Source organism: Haemophilus sp. HMSC71H05, assembly GCF_001838635.1.
Taxonomy (GTDB): Bacteria; Pseudomonadota; Gammaproteobacteria; order Enterobacterales; family Pasteurellaceae; genus Haemophilus_D; species Haemophilus_D parainfluenzae_R.
The window spans coordinates 458,730-484,945 of record NZ_KV838037.1 but is presented as its reverse complement, the minus strand read 5'-3'; the positions used below and the strand labels follow the sequence as shown (position 1 = coordinate 484,945).

At 40.0% G+C, this 26,216-nt stretch carries 24 protein-coding genes; 10 read left to right on the top strand and 14 right to left on the bottom strand.

Annotated elements, in window-relative coordinates; all coding sequences use genetic code 11:
* Window positions 1–4: 4 nt before the first annotated feature.
* From HMPREF3279_RS08745 to uvrD, 5 genes are all read right to left on the bottom strand, one after another.
* Window positions 5–988: a peptide ABC transporter ATP-binding protein gene (locus tag HMPREF3279_RS08745; RefSeq protein ID WP_070868903.1), complete on the bottom strand. Its 984-nt coding sequence runs from the start codon at window positions 986–988 to the stop codon at window positions 5–7.
* Window positions 981–1,964, bottom strand: a complete 984-nt coding sequence (gene dppD / locus HMPREF3279_RS08740; protein ID WP_070868902.1) for a dipeptide ABC transporter ATP-binding protein — start codon at window positions 1,962–1,964, stop codon at window positions 981–983. The genes HMPREF3279_RS08745 and dppD overlap by 8 nt, the downstream gene beginning before the upstream one ends.
* Window positions 1,965–1,972: 8 nt before the next feature.
* Window positions 1,973–2,869 carry an ABC transporter permease subunit gene (locus HMPREF3279_RS08735; RefSeq protein WP_005697777.1) on the bottom strand — a complete coding sequence of 299 codons (897 nt, stop codon included), beginning with the start codon at window positions 2,867–2,869 and terminating at the stop codon, window positions 1,973–1,975.
* Window positions 2,870–2,881: 12 nt separating this feature from the next.
* Complete coding sequence (locus tag HMPREF3279_RS08730) at window positions 2,882–3,886, bottom strand: ABC transporter permease subunit (RefSeq protein ID WP_070868901.1); 1,005 nt, start codon at window positions 3,884–3,886, stop codon at window positions 2,882–2,884.
* 108 nt (window positions 3,887–3,994) lie between these two features.
* A complete protein-coding gene (gene uvrD / locus HMPREF3279_RS08725; RefSeq protein ID WP_070868900.1) occupies window positions 3,995–6,172 on the bottom strand; it encodes a DNA helicase II in 2,178 nt (725 codons plus the stop codon).
* Between the two features lie 146 nt (window positions 6,173–6,318).
* On the opposite strand from uvrD, the gene HMPREF3279_RS08720 reads away from it, so the two are divergent.
* Window positions 6,319–7,365 (top strand): ABC transporter substrate-binding protein, encoded by a 1,047-nt coding sequence (locus HMPREF3279_RS08720; RefSeq protein ID WP_070868899.1) that lies wholly within the window; start codon window positions 6,319–6,321, stop codon window positions 7,363–7,365.
* 68 nt (window positions 7,366–7,433) lie between these two features.
* Here HMPREF3279_RS08720 and fdhD read toward each other — a convergent pair whose 3' ends face one another.
* The gene (fdhD, locus tag HMPREF3279_RS08715) at window positions 7,434–8,243 is read right to left on the bottom strand and encodes a formate dehydrogenase accessory sulfurtransferase FdhD (RefSeq protein ID WP_070868898.1); all 810 of its coding nucleotides are present in this window, start codon (window positions 8,241–8,243) and stop codon (window positions 7,434–7,436) included.
* A 275-nt stretch (window positions 8,244–8,518) separates the two neighbouring features.
* On the opposite strand from fdhD, the gene fdnG reads away from it, so the two are divergent.
* Genes fdnG through fdhE form a run of 4 tightly spaced genes read left to right on the top strand, consistent with a single transcriptional unit; the run spans window position 8,519 to window position 14,217 of the window.
* The gene (gene fdnG / locus HMPREF3279_RS08705; RefSeq protein WP_143422667.1) at window positions 8,519–11,602 is read left to right on the top strand and encodes a formate dehydrogenase-N subunit alpha; all 3,084 of its coding nucleotides are present in this window, start codon (window positions 8,519–8,521) and stop codon (window positions 11,600–11,602) included.
* 1 nt (window position 11,603) lies between these two features.
* A complete protein-coding gene (gene fdxH, locus HMPREF3279_RS08700) occupies window positions 11,604–12,539 on the top strand; it encodes a formate dehydrogenase subunit beta (RefSeq protein ID WP_049365401.1) in 936 nt (311 codons plus the stop codon).
* On the top strand, window positions 12,532–13,248 hold the full coding sequence (locus tag HMPREF3279_RS08695) for a formate dehydrogenase subunit gamma (RefSeq protein WP_049365400.1): 717 nt from the start codon (window positions 12,532–12,534) through the stop codon (window positions 13,246–13,248). The genes fdxH and HMPREF3279_RS08695 overlap by 8 nt, the downstream gene beginning before the upstream one ends.
* Before the next feature lie 60 nt (window positions 13,249–13,308).
* A complete protein-coding gene (fdhE, locus tag HMPREF3279_RS08690) occupies window positions 13,309–14,217 on the top strand; it encodes a formate dehydrogenase accessory protein FdhE (RefSeq protein WP_070868897.1) in 909 nt (302 codons plus the stop codon).
* 55 nt (window positions 14,218–14,272) lie between these two features.
* On the opposite strand, the gene rimI is transcribed toward fdhE, so the two are convergent.
* From rimI to HMPREF3279_RS08675, 3 genes are read right to left on the bottom strand one after another with little or no spacing between them, the layout of a single operon-like run.
* On the bottom strand, window positions 14,273–14,713 hold the full coding sequence (rimI, locus tag HMPREF3279_RS08685) for a ribosomal protein S18-alanine N-acetyltransferase (RefSeq protein ID WP_070868920.1): 441 nt from the start codon (window positions 14,711–14,713) through the stop codon (window positions 14,273–14,275).
* A 5-nt stretch (window positions 14,714–14,718) separates the two neighbouring features.
* Window positions 14,719–15,123, bottom strand: coding sequence for a DNA polymerase III subunit psi (locus HMPREF3279_RS08680; RefSeq protein ID WP_070868896.1), 405 nt, complete (start codon window positions 15,121–15,123; stop codon window positions 14,719–14,721).
* 3 nt (window positions 15,124–15,126) lie between these two features.
* Complete coding sequence (locus HMPREF3279_RS08675; RefSeq protein WP_070868895.1) at window positions 15,127–15,720, bottom strand: hypothetical protein; 594 nt, start codon at window positions 15,718–15,720, stop codon at window positions 15,127–15,129.
* Window positions 15,721–15,807: 87 nt separating this feature from the next.
* On the opposite strand from HMPREF3279_RS08675, the gene rsmC reads away from it, so the two are divergent.
* Window positions 15,808–16,800, top strand: a complete 993-nt coding sequence (gene rsmC, locus HMPREF3279_RS08670; protein WP_070868894.1) for a 16S rRNA (guanine(1207)-N(2))-methyltransferase RsmC — start codon at window positions 15,808–15,810, stop codon at window positions 16,798–16,800.
* A 10-nt stretch (window positions 16,801–16,810) separates the two neighbouring features.
* A complete protein-coding gene (locus HMPREF3279_RS08665) occupies window positions 16,811–17,308 on the top strand; it encodes a YbhB/YbcL family Raf kinase inhibitor-like protein (protein WP_070868893.1) in 498 nt (165 codons plus the stop codon).
* 76 nt (window positions 17,309–17,384) lie between these two features.
* On the opposite strand, the gene HMPREF3279_RS08660 is transcribed toward HMPREF3279_RS08665, so the two are convergent.
* The gene (locus HMPREF3279_RS08660) at window positions 17,385–17,735 is read right to left on the bottom strand and encodes a DUF496 family protein (protein ID WP_049362174.1); all 351 of its coding nucleotides are present in this window, start codon (window positions 17,733–17,735) and stop codon (window positions 17,385–17,387) included.
* Window positions 17,736–17,913: 178 nt separating this feature from the next.
* Between HMPREF3279_RS08660 and serC the strand changes: the two genes are divergently transcribed.
* On the top strand, window positions 17,914–18,996 hold the full coding sequence (serC, locus tag HMPREF3279_RS08655) for a 3-phosphoserine/phosphohydroxythreonine transaminase (RefSeq protein ID WP_070868892.1): 1,083 nt from the start codon (window positions 17,914–17,916) through the stop codon (window positions 18,994–18,996).
* A gap of 63 nt (window positions 18,997–19,059) precedes the next feature.
* Window positions 19,060–20,163 (top strand): histidinol-phosphate transaminase, encoded by a 1,104-nt coding sequence (gene hisC, locus HMPREF3279_RS08650; protein WP_070868891.1) that lies wholly within the window; start codon window positions 19,060–19,062, stop codon window positions 20,161–20,163.
* Between the two features lie 40 nt (window positions 20,164–20,203).
* Here hisC and HMPREF3279_RS08645 read toward each other — a convergent pair whose 3' ends face one another.
* The 4 genes from HMPREF3279_RS08645 to gshAB form a co-directional block, all read right to left on the bottom strand.
* The gene (locus HMPREF3279_RS08645) at window positions 20,204–20,989 is read right to left on the bottom strand and encodes a Cof-type HAD-IIB family hydrolase (RefSeq protein ID WP_070868890.1); all 786 of its coding nucleotides are present in this window, start codon (window positions 20,987–20,989) and stop codon (window positions 20,204–20,206) included.
* 18 nt (window positions 20,990–21,007) lie between these two features.
* Window positions 21,008–21,472 (bottom strand): rRNA maturation RNase YbeY, encoded by a 465-nt coding sequence (ybeY, locus tag HMPREF3279_RS08640; protein WP_070868889.1) that lies wholly within the window; start codon window positions 21,470–21,472, stop codon window positions 21,008–21,010.
* Between the two features lies 1 nt (window position 21,473).
* Window positions 21,474–22,562, bottom strand: coding sequence for a PhoH family protein (locus HMPREF3279_RS08635; protein ID WP_065244359.1), 1,089 nt, complete (start codon window positions 22,560–22,562; stop codon window positions 21,474–21,476).
* 98 nt (window positions 22,563–22,660) lie between these two features.
* Window positions 22,661–24,934: a bifunctional glutamate--cysteine ligase GshA/glutathione synthetase GshB gene (gene gshAB / locus HMPREF3279_RS08630; RefSeq protein WP_070868888.1), complete on the bottom strand. Its 2,274-nt coding sequence runs from the start codon at window positions 24,932–24,934 to the stop codon at window positions 22,661–22,663.
* A 205-nt stretch (window positions 24,935–25,139) separates the two neighbouring features.
* Here gshAB and HMPREF3279_RS08625 point away from each other — a divergent pair, with 205 nt between their 5' ends.
* Window positions 25,140–26,138 (top strand): iron ABC transporter substrate-binding protein, encoded by a 999-nt coding sequence (locus tag HMPREF3279_RS08625; protein WP_070868887.1) that lies wholly within the window; start codon window positions 25,140–25,142, stop codon window positions 26,136–26,138.
* The last annotated feature ends 78 nt before the right edge of the window (window positions 26,139–26,216 follow it).

Sequence of the window (26,216 nt, the reverse complement as noted above, 5' to 3'; positions counted from 1 at the left end):
TTTTCTAATCGAGATGGAAACAAGCGATTAGCTTACCATCAGGATATTTTTCCAATTTCGGTTGCTCATTTCGACATTTATCAGTCGCTTTCCAACAACGCGGATTAAATGCACAACCTTTTGGTGGATTAATCGGGCTAGGTAATTCGCCCTTTAATTTAATCCGCTGACGACGTAATTCAGGCGATAATCTTGGCGTAGCCGAAAGTAATGCTTGCGTATAAGGATGTTGTGGGTTTTTAAAGATCTGCTCTTTTGTACCCATTTCAACACAGCGACCTAAATACATCACCATCACCTCATCTGCAATGTGTTCAACCACCGAAAGATCATGGGAAATAAACACATAAGATAAACCAAGCTCAGCTTGCAAATCCATCATCAAATTCAGCACTTGCGCACGAACGGACACGTCTAACGCAGAAACGGGTTCATCCGCCACAACCACGTCAGGTTCAAGCATTAAACCACGAGCAATTGCGATACGTTGACGCTGTCCACCCGAAAACATATGTGGATAGCGATTATAAAACTCTGCACGCAATCCCACTTTTGCCATCATGGCCAATACTTTTTCCTTACGCTCTTTTGCCGATAGATTGGTATTAATGACTAAGGGCTCTTCCAAAATCGTGCCGATTTTCTTACGCGGATTCAGTGAGGCATAAGGATTTTGAAACACGATTTGGATTTTCTGACGGCGCAATGCTTTCGTTTCATGATCATTGACTAAGAAATTTTGCCCGTTGTAATACAATTCACCTTCAGTCGGTTCTTCTATCATCGTCAAAAGACGACCTAGTGTTGATTTACCACAACCAGACTCTCCTACTACGGCAAGGGTTTTGCCTCGTTCTAAGGAAAAAGACACACCATCTAATGCTTTCACTTGCTGTGTTTTCGCAAACATCCCTTTTTTCACAGGATAATATTTTTTTAGCCCAATGGCATTGAGCAATGGTGCATTTTCTTGGGCGACATCAGTCATTGCTAGGTTCTCCTTGGGCATTTAATGGGGTGTGACATTTAACTTGTCGATTTCCTACGTGACGTAATTCAGGTTCCACACTTCGACAAAGATCAGTCGCATACGGACAACGTGGATTTAACAAACAACCTTGTGGGCGATCGTATTTACCTGGCACCACACCGGGTAAAGATTGCAAACGAGATTTACCTTCTGCAAACTCCGGTAAAGAACGTAATAAGGCTTGGGTGTAAGGATGTTTGGGTTCACGGAAAATATCTTCTGCTCGTCCTTCTTCCACTACTTGTCCTGCATACATCACAATAATACGATGCGCCGCTTCTGCGACTAACGCAAGATCGTGCGTAATCAAAATCAATGACATACATTCTTTTTGCTGCAACTCAAGCAACAAATCTACAATTTGAGCTTGAATGGTCACATCCAGTGCAGTGGTTGGCTCATCTGCAATCAGCAATCTCGGTTTACACGCTATCGCCATAGCAATCATAACGCGTTGGCTCATCCCGCCAGAAAGCTGATGCGGATAAACATCAATACGTGATTCAGGATCAGGTATCCCGACTAGGCGTAATAGCTCTAAGGTGCGCTCACGGCGTTCTTTTTTACTGCCGCCTTGATGTGCCTTAATCGCTTCCATAATTTGGAAACCCACCGTATAAGCGGGATTTAAGCTTGTCATTGGGTCTTGGAAGATCATGGCAATATCAGCCCCAACTAATTCCCGCTTTTCTTTTGGCGGTAAGCTTAAAAGATCTTTTCCTTCAAATGCTAAGCCCTGCGCTGAAACTCGACCAGGAAAATCAATTAAGCCCATTACCGCAAGGGAACTTACTGATTTCCCTGAGCCTGACTCGCCGACAATACCTAATACTTCGCCTTGATTAACTTGGTAGCTAATGCGATCTACCGCTTTAAAAGGTGCTTTTTCATCACCAAAGTGAACAGAAAGTTCTTTTACATCTAATAATGCCATTCTGCCCCCTATTGTTTTAATTTTGGATCGAGCGCATCACGTAACCCGTCGCCCATTAAGTTAAATGCTAAAACAAGCGATAAAATCACTAAACCTGGAATGGTAACCAACCAGTTGGCTGCCTGCATAAAGCTACGTGATTCAGATAACATGGTACCCAATTCCGGTGTCGGTGGTTTTGCGCCGATACCTAAGAAACCTAAGGTCGCTAACTCTAAAATCGCGTTAGAAATCCCCATTGTCATTTGCACAATAAGCGGTGCAAGGCAATTCGGTAAAATCACAATAAACATTAAGCGTAATACGCTTGCTCCCGCTACGCGTGAAGAGGTGACATAATCTCGGTTTTTCTCATTCAATACCGCCGCACGTGTTAAACGCACATAACTTGGAATCGAAACCACGGCAATCGCTAACGTCGCATTGGTTAAAGAGGGCTCTAAAATTGACACCACTACAATGGTTAAAAGCAAGTTTGGGATAGCCAACATGATGTCAATAAAACGAACAATTAATGTATCTAATGCTCCACCATAATAGCCGGCAAGCAAGCCAAGACTCGTTCCTAAAATGCAAGATAAAATGACAATAATGAAACCTGCAAAAACAGAAATGCGCGTACCATAAATAATGCGAGAAAGAATATCTCGACCAATGTCATCCGTACCCAGTAAATAAGCAGAATTGCCGCCTTCATACCAAGCTGGCGGTAACAATAGCGCTGAACGATTTTGTTCGATAGGGTCAAAAGGTGCAATCCAAGGCGCAAAAACACTGATTAATGCCACAACAAGAATAAAAGTGAGCCCAATCACAGCCCCTTTATTTTGTTTGAAATAAAACCAAAACTCCTGCAACGGTGTGCGAGGTGCAATCGTTTCAATAGATAAAGTTTGTTCCGTCATTAATAAGGCTCCTTATTGATGGCGAATACGTGGGTTTACCACGCCATAAAGTAAATCAATCGTCAAATTCACCACAATGATAATTGTAGCAATAATCAACACGGCGCCTTGTAAGACAGGATAATCACGATTGGAAATCGCATCAATAATCCATTTACCAATACCCGGCCATGAGAAAATTGTTTCGGTTAAAACCGCACCGGATAATAGCTGTCCTACAATCAAGCCCACCACTGTCACAACAGGGATAAGTGCATTACGTAGCGCATGAACAATCACAATTCGGGTATAACTTAAGCCTTTCGCTTTTGCGGTACGAATATAATCTTCACCTAACACTTCCAACATCGAAGAACGTGTCATTCTGGTAATCACCGCAAGTGGAATGGTGCCTAACACAATAGACGGGAGAATCAATGACTTAATGGCATTCCCAAAGGCGCCTGGCACACCTGAAAGCCAAGTATCAATTAACATGAAACCGGTCGGCGTATCGATCCAGAAGCTATCTTCTAAACGCCCCCCTTGTGGTAAATCTAACCAAGGTGAAACATATAAGATCAAAATTAATCCCCACCAGAAAATTGGCATGGAATAACCCGTTAAGGACATGGCTGTTACGGTATGAGAAATCCAACTATCTTTCTTGACGGCCGCAATCGTTCCGAGCGTAATACCCGCAATTAACGACCAAAATAACGCAAAGAAAGCTAATTCAAAGGTAGCAGGAAAGAGTGTGAAAAACTCCCTCAGAACAGGTTGTTGGGTGCGGAATGATTCACCGAAATCGCCTTGTATTACATTGCCAATATAATTGAAATATTGCTGATACAACGGTAAATCAAGACCAAGTTGCTTCATCATTTGTTGATGAACTTCTGGCGTTAAACCTCGCTCTCCCATCATAATCTCCACGGGATCACCCGGAATAAAATGAATGAGAGCAAAAGTCACAAAAGTAATGGCGATAAAGGTAGGAATCACCATTAAAATACGTTTTAAAATAAATTTAAACATCTACTTCCCACATGATAAAAGTGCGGTCGTTTCTTCGAACATTTCCGCACTGGCATATTGAATATGAACACTAACATCCATACTCGTTGCAATAAAATCCTCCCGATTCTACCGCACTTTTTCTAATTTTGCCAAATGCGCAATCAGCCACTTAATGCCTTGAGCTTGGAAAGCAATTTGTAAACGGGTGTTATTATCTGAGCCTTCAACGTTTATCACTGTGCCAAAACCAAACTTTTCATGTTTCACTTTTTGCCCCATTTTCCATTCATTTTCTGGCAAACTCGTGCTTAAACTTCCTACTTTCGCTTGGTTTAATGCTCGAGTCACCGTTCCGCGCAAACGGATTTCTTGAATACACTCTGATGGCAATTCTGTGATAAATCGCGAAGGCAAATGACGTTCTTCTTTCGTATAAACACGACGGCTTTCAGCATAACAAATGGTGAGTTTTTGCTTCGCTCGAGTAATGCCCACATAAGCAAGACGGCGTTCTTCCTCCAAACGACCAGGCTCTTCAAATGAACGGAAACTTGGGAATACGCCCTCTTCTACCCCCACCATAAATACGCGCGGGAATTCCAAGCCTTTTGCAGAGTGTAAAGTCATCATTTCCACACAAGATTGATGCGGCGAAGCCTGCTCTTCTCCCGCCTCTAAAGAAGCATGAGTTAAAAAGGCGGTAAGATCGGTCATATCCTCCGCGTCATCAGGTTTGATAAATTCTCGGGTTGCCGTCACCAATTCTTCTAAGTTTTCAATACGTACTTCACCTTTCTCGCCTTTTTCCTGTTTATACATATCGTATAAGCCAGAATGTTTAATCACGAAATCAGTTTGTGCAAATAGTGGCATTTCGGCTGTATCAACCTGCAAAGAATTAATCAACTCTTGGAAACGAAGCAATGCGGTTGAAGCACGTCCCGTTAGCATATTTTCTTGTGTGGCCACTTGTACTGCTTGCCATAAGGTAATTTGACGTTCACGCGTTAAGTTACGTAATACATCTAAAGTACGATCACCTATACCACGCGTAGGCGTATTAATCACACGTTCAAACGCGGCGTCATCTTGACGATTATTAATTAAGCGTAAATACGCCAATGCATCTTTAATTTCTTGGCGTTCGAAGAATCGCATCCCGCCATAAATCCGATAAGGAATTTGGCAACGAATCAAGGCTTCTTCAATAACACGAGATTGGCTATTACTACGATATAAAACAGCACAATCATCTAATTTTCCACCGCTATCTACCCAATTTTGGATTTGAGACGCCACAAATTTAGCTTCATCTAACTCATTAAATGCCGCATAAATACCCACTGGCTCACCCATTTCACCGTCGGTCCATAAATTCTTACCGAGGCGATCACTATTATTCGAAATAAGTTGGTTGGCACTTTTCAGAATATTGCCGGTAGAACGATAGTTTTGTTCTAAACGAATAGTTTCAGCGTTGAAATCTTTTAGGAATTTTTGAATATTTTCGACTTGCGCACCACGCCATCCATAAATGGATTGGTCATCATCGCCCACAATCATCACTTTACCCGTATTACCGGCAAGAATTTTGATCCAGGCATATTGGATTTTATTAGTATCTTGAAACTCATCCACCAAAATGTGCTGAAAACGTTGCTGATAACGTTGCAAAATCACGGGCTTTTTAGCAAATAATTCATACGCACGAATTAACAATTCAGCAAAATCCACCAAGCCCGCACGATCACAAGTATCTTGATAAATTTGATAAATCTTAATCCACTCTTTTTCCTGACGATCACCAAAATCATTAATATCTTGCGGTCTTAAACCTTCATCTTTTTTATTATTGATATACCAGCACGCTTGTTTCGGTGGAAATGCTTTATCGTCATAATTGTGCAATTTCATCAAGCGTTTTACTAAACGAAGTTGGTCTTCAGAATCCAAAATCTGGAAATCTTGTGGCAAGTTTACATCTAAATGGTGAGCGCGTAATAATCGATGGGCAATGCTATGGAATGTGCCAATCCACATACCAAATAAATTGGATTGAGCATGTTTGGACAAGGTATCTTGAATACGATGGCGCATTTCAGCAGCGGCTTTATTGGTAAAGGTTACCGCCATAATGCTGCCTTCAGAAATATTTTCTACGGCAATCAACCAAGCAATACGATGAGTCAAGACGCGAGTTTTACCACTTCCAGCCCCCGCAAGCACAAGGTAATTGCCAAGTGGTGCTGCCACTGCTTCACGTTGTTTATCATTCAAGCCATCAAGTAATTCTGAAATATCCATTGCTCTTATTTTAATCTGGTTAAATTTACAGGGATTATAGTGGGAATTATATTTTTAAACAACCTGATATTTACAAATTTACTCCGCCCCTTTATATTAGCAATATCAAATAATTACTAAACATTGACGAAGTTAAAGGAGACACAATGTCAATTAAAACAACGCTAACATTAACCGCACTTTCAGCCCTAACCACCCTCGCGTACACTTCTCATGCTCAGGCTGAAGGAAAACTTACTGTCTATTGCAGCGTACAAAATGTTGTATGCGAAAAAGTCACTCAAGCCTTTAGTAAAAAATACAATGTAGATGCACAATTTGTGCGTAATAGTACAGGCGTTGTATTAGGCAAAATTAAAGCTGAAAAAGAAAACCCACAAGCTGATTTCTGGTTTGGTGGCACGATTGAACCCCATCTTCAAGCCGCAGAATTAGGCTTACTTGAATCCTATCGTTCCCCATTACAAAAAGATATCATGCCACAATTTAAATCTCTGATGGACCAACGTGGCAATTTCACCTCTGTTATTTACTTAATGGAACTTGGCATTGGGGTCAATACTAAAAAATTAAAAGAATTGAATATTCCAGCGCCAAAATGTTATGCAGATCTAATAAAACCTGAATATCAAGGCCAAATTCAATATCCTGATCCGCGTGTATCAGGCACGGGCTATTCCCTTATCAGCACTTTTTCCACATTATGGGGAGAAGAAAAAGCCTTTGACTATCTGAAAAAACTAGAACTCAATCTCATGCAACATACCAAAACAGGTCTTGCGAGCAACTATTTGGCTAACGGTACTGTAGCGATTGATTTAGGTTTTATGTTGGTTTATCCGCGTGAGAAGAAAAATGGTGCGCCAGTTGAAGGTATTCTGCCATGCGAAGGCGTAGGCTATTCTTTAGGTGGAGCAAGCATTATTAAAGGAGCTAGAAACCTTGATAATGCCAAGCTATTTATGGATTTCGTGCTAAGCAAAGAAGCACAAGAAATTCCATGGAAAGAATCAGACTCTTACCAACTTCCAACCAATATCCATGCAGAACCTGCACCAGGTTTCCTACCGGCTGGTAAATTAAAACTGGTGGATATTGATTTTATGAAATTTGGTACAGATCAAGAAGGTAAACGCCTCACCCAACGTTGGGTTTCTGAAGTGCTCTTAGAGAGTAAATCGCCAAAAGAATAAAAGGAATAAACAAAAAGTGCGGTCAAAATAAGAATGTTTTTGACCGCACTCGTTTTTATATAGATAAACTAAGCTAAAACCAACCGCTCTTTACCCGCATAGATATTAGCTTTTCCAGGGCGAGCAAAGCCGATAAGGGAAAGATTGTGTTGTTCAGCCATATTGACGGCAAGATCTGTTGCTGCAGAAATTGCAACAAGTAACTCGATGCCACAAGCTACCGATTTTTGGACCATTTCATAACTGGCTCGGCTTGAAACAAGTACGAATCCTTGCGGTTGATTCTGTTTAGCATGCCAGCCGATTAATTTATCTAGTGCCACATGTCGCCCAACATCTTCTCGAATCGCCAGTAAATTACCCGATAAATCAAAAAAGGCGGCGGCATGTGTCGCCCCTGTTTCTTTTCCGAGTGTTTGATTAGCTTGTAATTGTTCTAAACAGCCATCTAATAAATTTAAATTAAATTGGAAAGTGCGGTCTAATTTCGGCAATTTTTTATAAACTTGTGAGATTTGTTCTGTGCCGCAAATGCCACATCCTGTTCTACCTGTTAATGTACGGCGATGATCTTTTAATGCTACAAATTGACGGCTAGATAATTCAATTTGCACTTCAATGCCATTGCATACTTCCACCACATCTATGCCATAAATATCCGCTTTTTTCTCAATAATACCTTCCGCTAATGAAAAGCCTAAAGCAAAATCCTCTAAATCTTGGGGAGAGCACATCATGACGGTATGTGCAATACCATTATAGACAAGTGAAACAGGGACTTCCGCAGCCAAACTATCTTGTTTTTCCACTAAAAGTGCGGTCGGATTTTCAGATGTTTTTTTTAAAAAATTAATTGTTTTTTGGATTATCCAGTGCATTATTTTTTCCCAATAAAATGACTGTTGTAAAAATGTTACTTTTTTTTAACAAAAAATGTTTGTTTTGTGATCTAGCTCAAGTTTTAAAGCGATTATAACAAGTTTTGATTATAGATTTTCGGTTAAAAAATAGTTAAAATCGACTCCGTTTAAATTGGTCATTGTTATAATCAATTTAATGGTTGATACGTTATTTTAACGAAATCAAATAAATTATCTATACGAATTTATACTATCGAAATATCTTAACGGTTCGCCGTTATGAAGGAGTGATTATGCAGGTCTCTAGACGTAAGTTCTTTAAGATCTGTGCAGGTGGTATGGCGGGGACGTCTGCGGCAATGTTGGGTTTTGCACCATCATCTGTCTTAGCGGCACCACGTGAATACAAATTATTACGGGCTTTTGAATCCCGTAACACCTGTACATATTGTGCAGTGAGCTGTGGTATGTTGTTATATAGCACAGGCAAACCTTACGATGCTTTAAGCAGCCATACAGGCACCAATACCCGTTCTAAATTATTCCACCTTGAAGGTGACCCAGACCATCCGGTAAGCCGTGGGGCATTATGTCCTAAAGGTGCGGGCGCGTTAGACTATGTTAATAGTGAAAGCCGTGCATTATACCCTGAATATCGAGCACCGGGTTCGGACAAATGGGTTCGTCTTTCTTGGGAAGAAGCGATCAAACGCGTTTCTCGTTTATTAAAAGATGACCGTGATGCGAACTTCGTTGAAAAAGACGCAAGTGGCAAAACCGTTAACCGTTGGACCTCTACTGGTATTATGACCGCCTCCGCCATGAGCAACGAGGCCGCACTTCTTACTCATAAATGGGTTCGAATGTTGGGCATAGTGCCGATGTGTAACCAAGCGAATACTTGACACGGACCAACGGTAGCAAGTCTTGCTCCATCATTTGGTCGCGGTGCCATGACAAACAACTGGGTTGACATCAAAAACGCCAATCTTATTATTGTTCAAGGTGGTAACCCTGCTGAAGCTCACCCTGTTGGCTTCCGTTGGGCGATCGAAGCGAAGAAAAACGGTGCGAAAATCATCGTGGTTGACCCTCGCTTTAACCGTACAGCTTCTGTAGCTGACCTTCATGCACCAATTCGTTCCGGTTCTGATATCGCATTCTTAATGGGTGTGATCCGTTACTTATTGGAAACTAACCAAATTCAACACGAATACGTTAAACACTATACCAATGCTTCATTCTTAGTTGATGAAGGTTTCAAATTTGAAGATGGTTTATTCGTAGGCTTTGATGAAGAAAAACGTACTTACGATAAATCTAAATGGAATTACCAATTTGATGAAAATGGTAATGCTAAACGTGACATGACCTTACAAGATCCACGTTGTGTGATTAATATCTTGAAAGATCACGTTTCTCGCTATACCCCAGAAATAGTTGAACGTATTACCGGTGTTAAGCAAAAACTCTTCTTACAAATCTGTGAAGAAATTGGTAAAACCTCTGCACCGAATAAAACCATGACGCACTTATATGCGTTAGGCTTTACTGAACATACAATCGGTACTCAAAATATTCGTTCAATGGCTATGATCCAATTACTCTTAGGTAATATGGGGATGCCAGGAGGCGGTATTAATGCATTACGTGGACACTCAAACGTACAAGGTACAACAGATATGGGCTTATTGCCGATGTCTTTACCTGGTTATATGCGTTTACCGAATGACAAAGATACGTCTTACGAACAATACATTAATGCGATTACGCCAAAAGATATCGTACCAAACCAAGTGAACTACTATCGTAATACCTCGAAATTCTTCGTGAGTATGATGAAAACGTTCTATGGTGATAAAGCAACCAAAGAAAATGGTTGGGGTTTCGATTTCTTACCAAAAGCAGACCGCTTATACGACCCTATCACTCATGTTAAGTTAATGAATGATGGCAAATTGAACGGTTGGATTTTACAAGGTTTCAACGTATTAAACTCATTACCGAACAAAAACAAAACTGTTGCAGGTATGAGCAAATTGAAATTCTTAATCGTGATGGATCCGCTTCAAACTGAATCTTCTGAATTCTGGAAAAACTTTGGTGAATCAAACAATGTGAATCCAGCAGATATTCAAACTGAAGTATTCCGTTTACCAACCACCTGTTTCGCAGAAGAAGATGGTTCTATTGCTAACTCTGGTCGTTGGGCTCAATGGCACTGGAAAGGCTGTGACCAACCAGGTGAAGCGTTACCAGATGTTGAAATTCTTTCTATGATTCGTGAAGAAATGCATCACCTTTATCAAAAAGAAGGTGGTCGTGGTATCGAATCTTTCGAAGCGATGACTTGGAACTATGCTCAACCGCATTCACCAAGTTCTGTAGAATTAGCGAAAGAATTGAATGGTTACGCGCTTGCGGATCTTCTCGATGCTGATGGCAACGTCATGTATAAAAAAGGTCAATTACTTAACGGATTCGCTCACTTACGTGATGACGGTACAACTTCATCAGGTAACTGGATCTATGTGGGTCAATGGACTGAAAAAGGTAACCAAACCGCAAACCGTGACAACTCTGACCCATCAGGTTTAGGTTGTACATTAGGTTGGGGCTTCGCATGGCCAGCAAACCGTCGTATCCTTTACAGTCGTGCTTCACTTGATATTAACGGTAATCCTTGGGATAAACACCGCCAATTAATCAAATGGAACGGTAAAAACTGGAACTGGTTAGATGTAGCTGACTATGGCACACAACCACCAGGTTCTGATGCAGGTCCATTTATTATGTCTGCAGAAGGTGTTGGCCGTCTATTCGCTGTAGATAAAATTGCGAATGGCCCTATGCCTGAACACTATGAACCAATTGAAAGTCCGATTGACACTAACCCACTACACCCAAGTGTTGTCTCTGATCCGACTGTTCGTATTTATAAAGAAGACCGTGAATTTATCGGTTCAAACAAAGATTTCCCTTATGTGGCAACCACTTATCGTTTGACCGAACACTTCCACAGTTGGACTGCTCAATCTGCGTTAAATATCATCGCTCAACCACAACAATTCGTGGAAATTGGTGAGAAATTAGCAGCAGAAAAAGGCATCCAAAAAGGTGATATGGTGAAAATTACTTCTCGCCGTGGCTACATTAAAGCCGTAGCAGTGGTAACGAAACGTTTGAAAGATTTAGAAGTCGATGGACGTACCGTACATCACGTGGGTATTCCAATTCACTGGAATATGAAAGCCTTAAATGGTAAAGGTAATCGTGGTTTCTCCACCAACACCTTAACACCATCTTGGGGTGAAGCAGTCACTCAAACACCAGAATACAAAACATTCTTGGTAAACATTGAGAAAGCGGAGGCATAATATGGCAGGAAGTGGTCAAGGCGTTCAATCGCAAGACATTATCAAGGTCTCCGCTACGTCTGGTTTAACACCAGCACCTCAAGCGCGTGATCATAAAGTTGAAGTTGCAAAATTAATCGACGTATCCACCTGTATCGGTTGTAAAGCCTGTCAGGTGGGCTGTTCAGAGTGGAATGACATCCGTTCTGATGTTAATGCTCAATGTGTGGGGATCTACGATAACCCAGTAGATCTCAATGCAAAAGCATGGACGGTAATGCGCTTTAACGAAGTTGAAGAAAATGATCGTTTAGAATGGTTAATCCGTAAAGATGGTTGTATGCACTGTTCAGAACCAGGCTGTTTAAAAGCTTGTCCTGCACCAGGCGCAATTATCCAATATGCGAACGGTATCGTGGATTTCCAATCTGATAAATGTATCGGTTGTGGTTACTGTATCGCAGGTTGTCCGTTCAACATTCCACGTATGAACCCAGAAGACAACCGTGTCTACAAATGTACCCTTTGTGTGGATCGTGTATCTGTGGGCCAAGAACCGGCTTGCGTGAAAACCTGTCCAACCGGTGCAATTCGTTTTGGTTCTAAAGAAGAGATGAAACTCTACGCAGAACAACGTGTTGCTGACTTAAAATCACGTGGTTACGAAAACGCAGGTATCTACGACCCTGAAGGCGTAGGTGGTACTCACGTAATGTATGTATTACACCATGCGGATAAACCTGAACTTTATTCTGGTCTTCCAAAAGATCCAAAAGTTGACCTTACCGTCACCCTTTGGAAAGATGTATTGAAACCGGTAGCGGCTGTAGCAATGGGTGGTCTAGCACTTGCTGAAATCGCTCACTACTTAGCTGTAGGTCCAAACGTTGAAGAAGATGTAGAAGATCATCACCATGAATTTGAAGAAGAAGATAAAAAAGGGGGCAAAGATGAGTAAGATTGAGATTAGCAATGATACTCGAATCATTCGTCATAGAACGCCTGCTCGTTTTAGCCACTGGTTACTCGTAATCTGCTTCTTTATGACGATGTTCACTGGTGTGGCATTCTTCTTCCCAGATTTTGCGTGGTTAACTGAAATTTTAGGTACTCCGCAACTGGCTCGAGCAATTCACCCATTCACCGGTATCATTATGTTCGTTGCCTTTATTTTCCTCGGCTATCTTTACTGGGATCACAACATTCCAGAGAAAAACGATATTCGTTGGTTAAAAGGTATTGTTGAAGTATTAAAAGGGAATGAGCACGCTGTTGCAGATAACGGCAAGTATAACCTTGGTCAAAAAATGTTATTCTGGACATTGAACTTGGCGATGGTCACTTTACTTGTAACCGGTATCATTATGTGGCGTCAGTATTTCTCGCACTACTTCTCTATTCCGGTATTACGTTTTGCGATTTTCCTTCACTCTTTAAGTGCATTCATGTTGTTCACCGGTATTTTGGTACACATGTATATGGCATTCTGGATTAAAGGTTCAATCCGCGGAATCGTTGAGGGTTGGGTAACCGTTCGCTGGGCGAAAAAACACCACCCGAAATGGTATCGTGATGAAGTACTTCCTAAGCTAGAAGAAGACCTTGAAAATGAAGCTGAAGGTAAAAAAGTAAAAACCAAAGCATTGTTCAAAGGTATCAATGGCTAAAATCAAAAAGTGCGGTTAAAATTGACCGCACTTTTTCTTATCAATACTTAAGAGACTATTATGAGTATCAAAATCTTATCTGCAGACGAAATCAAACAAAAAAAGAATTCATACGATATTCCACCTGTTTTGTTTGCTAACCCTAAAAATCTTTATCAACGTCGTGCAAAACGTTTAAGAGAATTAGCAAAAGATCATCCATTGGCTGATTATTTACTCTTTGCTGCAGATGTTGTGGAAAGCCAATTAAGCGTATTTGAAAAAAATCCATTAGAAAAACAGTCATTCGATAACTTAAACGAAATCGAGCCGTTAAATGCTAAAACATTTAAACGCTCAGGCATTTGGATTGAATATCTCAAAGAAATTTTGCATAGCATTAAACCAAAAGCGAATGAACAGGTTATTGCTACCATTGAAAATCTTGAAAAAGCCTCTGATAAAGAGCTTGAAGAAATGGCTACTCATCTTTTAAGCCAAGAATTTAATTTAGTGAGCACTGATAAAGCTGTCTTTATCTGGGCAGCACTTTCTCTTTATTGGTTACAATTGGCTCAACAAATTCCTCATAACAGCCGCCAAGAAGGTACAGATAATCTGCATTACTGCCCTGTTTGTGGTTCTGCACCAGTGGCAAGTGTTGTACATATCGGCACATCACAAGGTTTACGTTATTTACACTGTAGCCTTTGTGAAAGCGAATGGAATTTAGTGCGTGCTCAATGTACTAACTGCAATGAACACAAAAATCTTGAATTGTGGTCATTAAATGAAGAGCTTGCACTCATTCGTGCTGAAACCTGTGGTGATTGCCAAAGCTACTTAAAAATTATGTTCCAAGAAAAAGATCCGAACGTTGAAGCGGTAGCGGATGATTTAGCATCGATTTTCTTAGATATTGAAATGGAAGAAAAAGGCTTCGCACGCAGTGGATTAAATCCATTTGTCTTCCCAGCAGAAGAAGTGTAATGTCTTACTTTTCAGATAAACAAAGTGCGGTCAAAATTGACCGCACTTTTGCATTCTAGAGATAACATGCCATCACAACAGCATTTTCTCGTCCACCATCCGGTTTCGGATAATAATTCTTACGAATATCAACCTCATTAAATCCCAGCTTTTCATAAAGGAAACGAGCCGGATTTGATTCACGCACTTCAAGCCAAAGGGTTTGAATGCCTTTCTCTTTCAGCGTATCCATTAAACCTTGCAATAAAAACGAACCATAGCCCTTTCCTTGTTGAACTGGATCTACCGCAATATTGAATAGTGTGGCTTCATCTAATACCGTTTGGCAAATAGCAAAACCAAGCACTTGCTCTTTTTCCACTAATTTCAAATTGAGATAACGCTCGCCAACATTATTTTTCAATGTTCCCAATGACCAAGGCACTAAATGTGCAGCTTGTTCAATTTCATATAAGCGATCCATATCGCATTCTTCAATAGGAAAAAGAGAAGCCATAATGATTAAATTTGTTGGATTTGTTGCCAAAGCTCACGTTTAGCTTGGCTATCTTGCTGGAATTGTTGCCAATCAATAGAGCGATAAACTCGCTCTGCATTTAGGCAATAAGGCAAAGTGCGGTCGATTTCATCAGCATTTTCAGCCAATAACCAATACCGTACAGAATGTTGTAACGTGATATGTTGAATTTGATCGAAATTCAGGCAAAGGCAATCTTCTTTTTTGAGCTCTAGCGCAAGTCGAATATCTGCAAAAAGTGATGAACTCGAGAGATTATCATTAGCCACCACAATAAATTTCACTTGTTCTGAAACACTCACACCAACCGCCCCTTGCAATACTTCTGGGCGATAGAGCTGCCAACGGGTTATTCCCATTTCATTTAAAAGAAGATTGCGTCTATCCATAGATTAACGAGCAATAGTATCTAACGGATAATCTCTTAAACCTTTAACAATCGCTTTTTCTTGCGCATCTGTTGGTTTTTCTTGATATGCTTTTAAGCTACGGAAAGAAAGAATGTTTTTCGCTTGATAAACCACAGCGATAAAGCGTTGGAAATCTTTACCATCACAAGCATAGTAAACATCTGAAGCGTTACCAATCGTTTTTAACTCACATACTTTTTTGTTTGCATCAAGATATTTTGTTGTTAATTCAGGAACGTGAGAAACATCTTTTAAATAATAGGTTTCGCTCATAATGAATTTACGATTGCTACGATCTACATTCGCAGCACCACTTAAGAAACGCGGATCTTCTGATTTATCGAAGGCTTTTGTTTGTTTATAGAATTTCTCGCCGTTGAAGGTGACTTCTTGATTACCATTTTTGATGCGCTCAAACTGCGCATCTAAGCTTTGCGCTTGTGCAGCAGGTAATTCAACTTTTGAGCTTGTTGTTGGTAAGGTTGAAGTTTTTTGTTTGCTACCTTGAAGTTGTTCGATTAATTGACAGCCAGACAATAAACTTGCCATTGCGACTGCGGTGATGATTTTTTTCATAAATAATTCCTTAATAAATACGTTTAAATCGTTATCTTTTGTTAGAATAACACGTAATTTTAACCAATAACCCACAGGATTTAAAGCGTGATTTCTCTCGAAAGCGAAGTTTTACAACGCCATCTTCCCCTTTTTAACGGTAAATCAATTCTTCTTGCCGGCGGCATTAATGATGATTTTCCTCAAATATTAAAAAAACATTGTCAATCCGTACAAATTTGGAGCTGGTATTTTGATTATGCTAAAACCCAAAGTGCGGTCAATTTTGAGGTTGAATTTCAACCGCAAACCGATCTGATCATTTATTATTGGACGAAGAATAAACAAGAAGTGAATTTTCAGCTGATGCAACTACTCGCCAAAAGTAAAATTGGCCAAGAAGTGTTAATTATCGGTGAAAATCGTTGTGGTGTCCGCTCTGCTGAAAAACTGCTTGAACCTTATGGTGAAATTGGCAAAATCGACTCAGCGCGTCGTTGCGGTTTATACCATTTTTCCTTACACAAACAACCGCACTTTGATCTTCAATCTTATTGGAAATGCTACCAAAATGATGCATTAGGCGATCTCCGTATTTTCAGCTTGCCGGGTGTATTCAGTGCCAATGAACTTGATAGCGGAACATCACTTCTACTTTCGACCTTAACATCGCCAATTCAAGGCAAAGTATTAGATGTTGGTTGTGGTGCGGGTGTCATTGGTTCAATGATCAAAAAACATCACCCTAAAGCGGATGTCACAATGACTGATATTCATGCAATGGCAATTCAATCTGCTCGTCAAACGCTTGCTGAAAATCAGCTTGAAGGTCAGGTTATCGCAAGCGATGTGTTTTCCCATATTGAAGGGAAATTTGATCTGATTATTTCAAACCCGCCTTTCCACGATGGAATCGACACTGCTTATCGTGCGGTGAAAGAACTTATTCAACAAGCAAAATGGCATTTAACGGCAGGCGGAGAACTGCGTATCGTTGCTAATGCATTTCTCCCCTATCCCGATTTATTAGCGCAACATTTCGGGAAATTCGAAGTCCTTGCTCAAACCACCAAATTTAAAGTGTATTCTGTGAGAAATTAAGGAGAAAACAATGTTTGTAACCAGTTCAGCCATTCAAAATGGTGCTTTTGAAGACAAATATGGTAAACGCGGCACACAATTTAGCCCAAATGGTATGCCAACCTACTCGATTCCGTTTGAAATTCACGATGCCCCTCAAGGTACCAAATCTTTTGCGATTGTTTTAGAAGATAAAGATGCCATTACTGCTAGCGGTTTTGTTTGGATTCATTGGCTCATTGCAGATCTTGAACGTACAGTTATTCAAGAAAATGAAAGCCAAACCGCAACAGATTATGTGCAGGGTGCAAACACTTGGGCGAGTAAATTAGGTCAATTTGATATTGAAGAAGCCTCATTCTATGGCGGTATGGCACCACCAAACTGCTTACATCGTTACGAGCTTATTGTGTATGCACTTGATACCAAACTAAACCTCAAACCGGGATTCCGTTTTAATGATCTACATTTTGCGATGCAAGGGCATATTCTAGATCAAGCTGTGGTGATGGGCACTTATGATGTTTAATCATTTATAGTTCATCCTAAAAACACCATAAAAAATGACCGCACTTCAACAAAGTGCGGTCATTTCTTTTAAGATTTTATAACGTGATTTTATTCGCGTCTTGCACTAATTTCGCGTGTGCTTTTTTCTGTTCTTTCATCTTATTGCTCGTTTCACGGCGTTGAGTAGAAAGTTCCGCATTGCGAATGTTATAATCATCCACACGACCTTCATAGTCGTCACGCATATTTTCGATAATCGCACGAACATCTTCAATGCTCATATCATCACGAATATATTGATTTAAGTTATCTAATAATAAGACACGTTTTTGGTTATCACGAATTTTGCGGTTGTTGTCTTCAATGTCGCGCTTAAGTTTATTTTTTAAACGATATAAACGTACATACTCTAATACTTCTTGGAAGGATTTATTCACATTTCCCATGATCGACTCTCTCAAAGTTAAAAATAAACTTCGGGTAATGTAGCCTTTTTTTTCGTCCCCGTCAAAAGCTTAAATTTAAATTGATGGATTAGATCAAAAAACTGTTTGATTTAGTTGATTATCCTATTCGGTAGTGGTAAAAATGAAGAATCTATTCAAAATAAAATAAGGAAACACAATGTCAAAAGTCTTTAATTTTAGTGCTGGTCCAGCCATGATTTTCCCTGAGGTACTACACAAAGCACAATCTGAGCTAACTAACTGGCTTGGTCAAGGTGTGTCTGTGATGGAAGTCAGCCACCGTGGCAAATATTTTATGGAATTGATTACTCAAGCAGAAAAAGATCTGCGCGAGGTATATCACATTCCAGATAACTATCGTGTGTTATTCCTACAAGGTGGCGCTCGTGGTCAATTTGCAGCCTTGCCAATGAACTTAATCGGTGAGAAAGGCAAAGCACTTTACTTAAATAGCGGTCACTGGTCTGCTACTGCAGCGAAAGAAGCGCGTAACTTTGCTGAAATTGATGAAATTACCATTGTAGAAAATGGTGATCACACACGCATTACCAACCTTGATTTCAGTGACATTGCGGAACAATACGATTATGTTCACTATTGTCCAAATGAAACGATTAGCGGTGTTGAAATTTTTGATGTACCGAATGTGGGCAATGCGGTACTTGTAGCAGATATGTCATCTAACGTTCTCTCTCGCGAAATTGATATTAGTAAATTCGGTGTTATTTACGCCGGTGCACAAAAAAATCTTGGTCCAGCAGGGATTACGCTTGTGATTATTCGTGATGATTTAATTGGTCATGCTCGCCAAGCAACCCCATCAATTTGGAATTATGCCACACAGCGTGATGCAGACTCCATGATCAATACGCCACCAACATTTGCTTGGTATCTCTGTTCATTGGTCTTCAAACACATTCAAGCAATCGGTGGCTTAAAAGAAATTGCAAAACGTAACGCAGTGAAAGCACAAACCCTTTATGACTACATTGATAGCAGCAAACTCTATCGTAACGTAGTGGCTAAAGAAAACCGTTCAACCATGAATGTCACATTTGTGACAGGTAATCCAGAGCTTGATGCTAAATTTGTTGCAGAATCTACAGCTGCCGGTCTTCAAGCTTTAAAAGGTCACAAAGTATTAGGTGGTATGCGTGCCTCTATCTACAATGCAATGCCATTAGAAGGTGTACAAGCGCTTATTGAATTCATGAAAAAATTTGAAACTGAAAATAGCTAATTATCTGATTAACTAAACTCAACGTGCGGGCTAAAGGCCCGCTCGTTTTTATAAGGAAAGCATATGCAATACATCAACGTTGCCAATCAAGGCGTAAAATCTCTTTCACCTTACCAAGCTGGAAAGCCAATCGAAGAACTTGAACGAGAATTAGGCATTACCGATATCGTTAAACTTGCCTCAAATGAAAACCCTTTCGGCTTTCCTGAAAGTGCGAAAAAAGCCATTCAAGCCCAACTTGATCATCTAACTCGCTACCCTGATGCGAATGGTTTTGAACTTAAAGCGGCTATTGCGAAAAAATTTGGTGTGCAACCAAACCAAATCACCCTTGGCAATGGTTCTAACGATTTATTAGAACTCTTTGCCCACACCTTTGCGGCTGAGCATGATGAAGTGATTTATTCACAATATGCTTTTATTGTTTACCCTTTAGTGACAAAAGCCATTAACGCTGTCTCAAAAGAAATTCCTGCTAAAGATTGGGGACATAATTTAAACGGATTTTTGACCGCACTTTCAGATAAAACCAAACTGATTTTTATTGCCAATCCAAACAACCCAACGGGGAATTTCTTAACGGAAGCAGAATTGGATGCTTTCTTGGCCAAAGTACCTGAAAACGTAATTGTGGTATTAGATGAAGCTTATACCGAATTTACCCATCCAAACGAACGGGTTAATTCTTTTGCGTTACTAGATAAATACCCTAACCTTATCGTTTCTCGCTCCCTATCAAAAGCTTATGGTTTGGCGGGGTTACGTATTGGTTACGCAGTCTCTAATCCTGAAATTGCAGATTTATTAAACCGTGTTCGTCAGCCATTTAACTGTAATAGTCTTGCTTTGACCAGTGCGATTGCGGTGATGAACGATGATGCCTTTGTCGAAAAAGTGGCTGAGAACAATCGCCAAGAAATGAAACGTTATGAGACCTTCTGTCAACAATATGGCTTAGACTTTATTCCGTCTAAAGGTAACTTTATTACCATTGATTTTAAACAACCTGCCGCACCAATTTATGATGCATTATTACGTGAAGGCGTCATTGTTCGTCCAATTGCAGGTTATGGCATGCCAAATCACTTACGTATCAGTATTGGCTTACCGCAAGAAAATGACAAATTTTTTACTGCACTTAAAAAAGTGCTGAAGTTAGAAAAATAAAAATAAGGCGCTTTCTTTTAACGAGAAAGCGCCTTTTTATTTATCCAGGAAAGATTTCGTTCAATATCAATGCTATTCCATCATCATTATGCGAAGCGGTGACTCGATTAGCGGCCTGTTTAATCTCATCCGGTGCATTGCCCATTGCCACGCCTAATCCCACGCTTTCTAACATATCTAAATCATTAAAGTTATCGCCGAAAGCAACACATTCTTCCATCTTCACATGAAAGTAATCTTCGAGAAAACGTACTGCATTACCTTTTGTCGCTGACTTATGCATCACTTCAAGGAAATTCGCATGAGAACGGCAAATGCTTAAATGCGGGAATTTCTCTTTCAAAATTTGCTCGATACCAATCACTTCATCCGTTTCACCAATAATTTGAATTTTATGCGGAGAATAGACCGCACTTTCATTATAAGGATCAATCTGAATACCAGTTACGCTACGTTCATAAATCACCCATTTATTATCTAAATCTCGAGCAACGCAATCATCATAAGTATAATAATTCACACCCAACGCAGGATGGTCTGCTAATACTTGGTTAATGACTTGAATATCAGCGGGATCAATTTGTACTGAATAAATAGGCGTAGCGTTTTTATCTAAAATCAAGGCTCCACTAAATGCCACAATAATATTGTAGTTTTCAATGAGTTTCGCATAAGGCCAAATACCCAGCGGTGAACGCGCAGAGATTGGTGTAAATGGAATACCTTGTTTGGTAATGCGTTGAATTGCATCTAAGGTTTTAGGGGAAATTCGATGATCGGAAGTTAATAAGGTACCATCAAAATCACTGAATACGGCTTTATACATAATAGCTCCAAATCGTCATTATTTTTCGGAAAGGTAAGGGTCAGCAAAGCCCAAACCCTGCATAATTTCAGTTTCTAAACTTTCCATTTCTTCGGCTTCATCATCTTCAATATGATCGTAACCAAGCAAATGTAAGCTACCATGCACAATCATATGCGCCCAATGTGCTATTAAAGGCTTTTCTTGCTCGATAGCTTCGCGCTCCACCACCTGACGACAAATCACTAAATCGCCCAACAGCGGTAATTCCACTTCATCAGGACATTCAAAAGGGAAAGACAATACATTGGTTGGACGATCTTTACCACGATAAGTCAAATTCAAGTCATGACTTTCCGCTTCATCCACAATACGTACTGTCATTTCAACATTATCACTTTCTGGTTGAACTGCAGCAGTTGCCCATTGCAGAATTTGCGCTTCTGATGGCAAGCCTTCTGTATTTTCACAGGCCAGTTGCAAATCGATAATCATATTGCCCATGTTATTCTCCTAAATTCGTTTCATTTTCTGACCGCACTTTTTGCTCACGTTCAGCTCGACGCTGCGCTGCGATTTCTTGGCGACGAATTTCATCTTGAGCTTCCCATTCTTCGTAAGCTTGCACCACTTTTGCCACCACAGGATGTCGTACAATATCTTTACTCTCAAAATAGTTAAAGCTTAGCTCTGACACTTTACTTAACACTTCCATTGCGTGGCGTAAACCCGATTTTGTGCTGCGCGGTAAATCGATTTGGGTCACATCCCCTGTAATCACGGCTTTGGAATTAAAACCAATACGAGTCAAAAACATTTTCATTTGTTCGACCGTCGTATTTTGGCTTTCATCTAGAATGATAAAGCTATCATTAAGTGTGCGACCACGCATATAAGCCAATGGTGCGATTTCAATCACATTACGCTCCATTAATTTTTGTACACGTTCAAAGCCAAGCATTTCAAATAACGCATCATAAAGTGGTCGTAAATAAGGCTCAATTTTCTGACCTAAATCACCGGGCAGGAAACCTAATTTTTCGCCCGCTTCCACCGCAGGACGAGTCAGCAAAATGCGACGAATTTCTTGGCGCTCTAATGCCTCCACGGCCGCTGCTACGGCTAAAAAGGTTTTTCCCGTTCCAGCAGGTCCAATTCCAAAACTAATATCGTGCGTAAGAATATTATGTAAATACTGAATTTGATTTTCACCACGCGGTTTAATCAAACCTCGCTTGGTTTTAATTGTGGTGCTATAGACGTGATTTTCACTGCGTGACTCACTGCCCTCTTGCGATAACATTCTGCTCTCTTGCAAGGCAATATGCACATCTTCCAAATCAAGTTCTTTCACTTTCCCCTTAATTGGCGCTGTCTCCACATATAATGCTTGGATTAATCTAGCTGCACGCTCAACTAATTGCTCATGATGTGGTTTCGGACTTTCATCGTTAGATTTCACCGTGAAAGTGAAATTATTGCGGGAAATATTGAGATTAAATTCTTTTTCAATCAGTTTGATATTTTCATCGAATGCACCGCAAAGGGATTGCAGACGATCATTTTCTTGAGGTTCTAAGGTAAAAGTTGTCATTAAATTTCATTTTAGAATTGTGAATACTGTTTCCATTTTAGCCTAATTACGATGAATGTAAAACGGGCTTCACCAACTGATGAAGCCCGATAACTAAATTAAGGCAATTCAGGGAAAAGCATCTTAATCACATTCATTGTCAATCGTCGAGATTGTCCACTAAATGGGAAAATATGCATCATCATCATAGGATTAAAGTTTGCCTCAATCACACCCCACGAACGTAAACTCGGTTCTGCCGGCTGTTTCAAATCAGGAATAATTAAATCTACACCACAAACTGCCGCCCCCATTGCCTTGCTAATCCCTACCGCAATTTCTTTGTAACTGGCATGCATTTCATCCGTCATATCAATAGAATCACCGCCGGTACTAATATTAGAATTCGCACGTAATTGAACAAGTTGATCTTTTGCAGGAATAGAATTCACGGTTAATCCTTGCTCCTTAAGCTGCAACTGCTCAATATCCCCCAATGCTATTTTTTTCAATGGTGTACGACTGCCATCGCCCCGTAAAGGATGATCATTTTTAGCCGCAACTAATTCTGCAACGGTATGTACACCATCTCCAATCACATTTGCTGGAACACGTAATAAGACGGCTAACGTTTGATCCCCCAGCACAAAGAAGCGATATTCAGTGCCAAGTAGATAATCTTCAACCATGATCTCTTTATCTTCACGGAAAGCAATCTCTACAGCTTTTGCAAAATCATCTCGATCCGTTACACCTTGTTGGAAAATACTGATCCCCAAACCAAAATTCGTTGATTTTGGCTTAATCACGACGGCTCGATTTTCAAAAAGTGGGAAATTTTCGACCGCACTTTTCACATCGGTAAACTCGATGCTTTGCGGTACATTAAATCCAGCTTTCGCTAACACTTTCTTCGTCACCACTTTATTTTCCATGATGAGTGGGGAAATATAGCTATCGTGAGAAGTCATATTACCGTTTTTCACATATTCCAAATGGTCGCCAAATTGAAGACTGATAAATTGATCGCGTTCATCTAAAATCTCAATCTTTAGCCCTTTTTGGATTGCATCAAATAATAATGCCTGTGTGGACAGCTCCATATTATCAAACGCACTTAAGGCATAAAAACGTTCAAAGGCTTTTGCTTTATTGGATTGCGCAATATCTGCCCCTAATTGTTGGTAACTGCCGACCTGTTCAATTGCCGAGACGACTTTTGCACAAAGCGTTTGGCTTGGATCCGCAAATTGTCCTAATTTATCTTTAACAATCGTTTTAATCTCATCACTCACATTGAGTTGCTCAAGCATTTTGAGCATTTCAAGGAGGACTAATTCGCCTTCTACCGCATAAACACTTTGCTCTCTTGGATCTTCCCATGCCACTTCAGCAAGACGTGCTTTGCCTAATTTTATGCCTTCTTGATCAGAGGTATCATCAAGCCATGCCATTAACAAAATAAAATAATGAATGAATTTCGCATCAGCAAGTTCCATTCCATAAGGTGCAAACGGATTGAGATCAAACAAACGAAATTCTAAATATTGAATTCCTTTTTCAAGTAAATCTCGCGCTTTTTTAGCACCACGCAAACGTACACTTGAATAAAATTCTTTTTCTGCAATCAAATCGCCCGATTTCACCCAGTGTTCTAACGTCTCAACATACTCTTGCAAACTGTCATAAGAGACGTAGATCTTCGGAGCATTCACATAACCATATTTCCCTGAACGTAAACTCCGCACATATTGATGCGGTTTAAGGGGTGAATTGCCTCTGAAATATTTATCCTCTACCGTCGGTGTTGCAGAAAACAAGTAAAGTAAAATCCATTGATAGCGTAAGAAGTTCTTCGCTATTTTTAGGTAAAAATCATTTTGAAAATCAACCGCACTTTGTGTTTCATTTTGCGCATGAAATAAGGCATCAATAAACTTAGGGTCAATTTGAAAATTGTAATGAATACCACTGACCATTTGCTTATATTTACCGTAAGACTGGACTAAATGCTCACGATAAGCCACATCTTCCTGATTATCTAATTGTGCAACCTTAATTTGCTCTTCTGGCGGTAACCCTGCAGGCATACTGAAAGGAAAAATAAATTCATCCTCCGGTAAAGTTCGTAAAGTCACTTCATGAATAGCTGAAAGCCACCGTAATGTATCCTCTAATTTTTTCATCGGGGGAGTCACCAATTCCAACTGACTTTCTGCAAAATCTGTTTGAATGTAAGGGTGGAAACGACGATTACCAAAGGCTTTAGGGTGCAATGATGTCACTATTGAACCATCCGCATGCACCCGTTGACTTTCCTTTTCAATCCCAAATGACCCTTGCTGAAATAAGAGCTCGAGGTGATGTTGTTTAATGATTTGCTGAATATTCATATCCGTCCTTATTAGAAATTTCCACCTGACATTATGGAGAAAAAACAACGTGGGGCGAAGTAAGAAAATAGAATGGAATATGAAATTTTGATATAAGAGAAAAATATCTGAGAATTATTTGCATTATCTATTCTGAGTTATTAGAATGGGACAATTTTTATTTTCAGAAAATGGGTGATTTACCCGATAACATAAAGGAGTTTTCATGAAAATTAAGCATTTCCAAATTGCAGCCCTTACCGGCTTAATGGCATTTGCAGGATTCGCTTCTGCAGATATTACCGTTTACAACGGACAACATAAAGAAGGTGCAAAAGCCGTTGCCGATGCGTTTACCAAAGCAACGGGCATTAAAGTGACCTTAAACAGCGCGAAAAGCGATCAACTTGCGGGCCAATTGAAAGAAGAGGGAGATAAAACCCCTGCAGATGTATTCTATTCTGAACAAACTGCACCTTTCGCTGCACTCTCTGATGCGGGTTTATTAGAACCTCTTTCTGCAGACACCATTAAACAAACTGCACACAAAGGTGTACCTGTTGCACCGAAAAAAGACTGGATCGCGCTAAGTGGTCGTTCTCGTGTTGTGGTTTATGATCACACCAAACTATCTGAAAAAGACATGGAAAAATCCGTGTTAGATTATGCAACACCAAAATGGAAAGACAAAATTGGTTATGTTCCAACTTCAGGTGCATTCTTAGAGCAAGTTGTGGCGATTACTAAATTAAAAGGTAAAGATGCGGCACTTAAATGGTTAAAAGGCTTGAAAGAAAACGGTAAACTTTATGCGAAGAATACGGTTGCACTTCAAGCGGTTGAAAATGGTGAAGTTCCTGCAGCGTTAATCAACAACTATTACTGGTATGCACTCGCAAAAGAAAAAGGTGCTGATAACCTCAAAACACGTCTTTACTTTATTCGTCATCAAGATCCTGGTGCATTAGTGACTTATTCTGGTGCGGCTGTATTAAAAGGATCTAAAAATAAAGAAGAAGCGAAAAAATTTGTTGATTTCTTAGCAAGTAAAGAAGGACAAGAAGCATTTGTTTCAGTACGTGCAGAATACCCACTTCGTACCGATGTGGTTTCTCCATTTAACATGGAACCTTATGCGAAATTAGAAGCACCTGTTGTTTCTGCAACCACTGCTGAAGACAAAGACAACGCAAACAAACTTATTGAAGAAGCTGGTTTGAAATAAGTTTAATTTGCTATGCTATGCAATATAGGGCGTGTAATACACGCCCTTCTGTTGTTTACTCTACTTACTCTACACTGA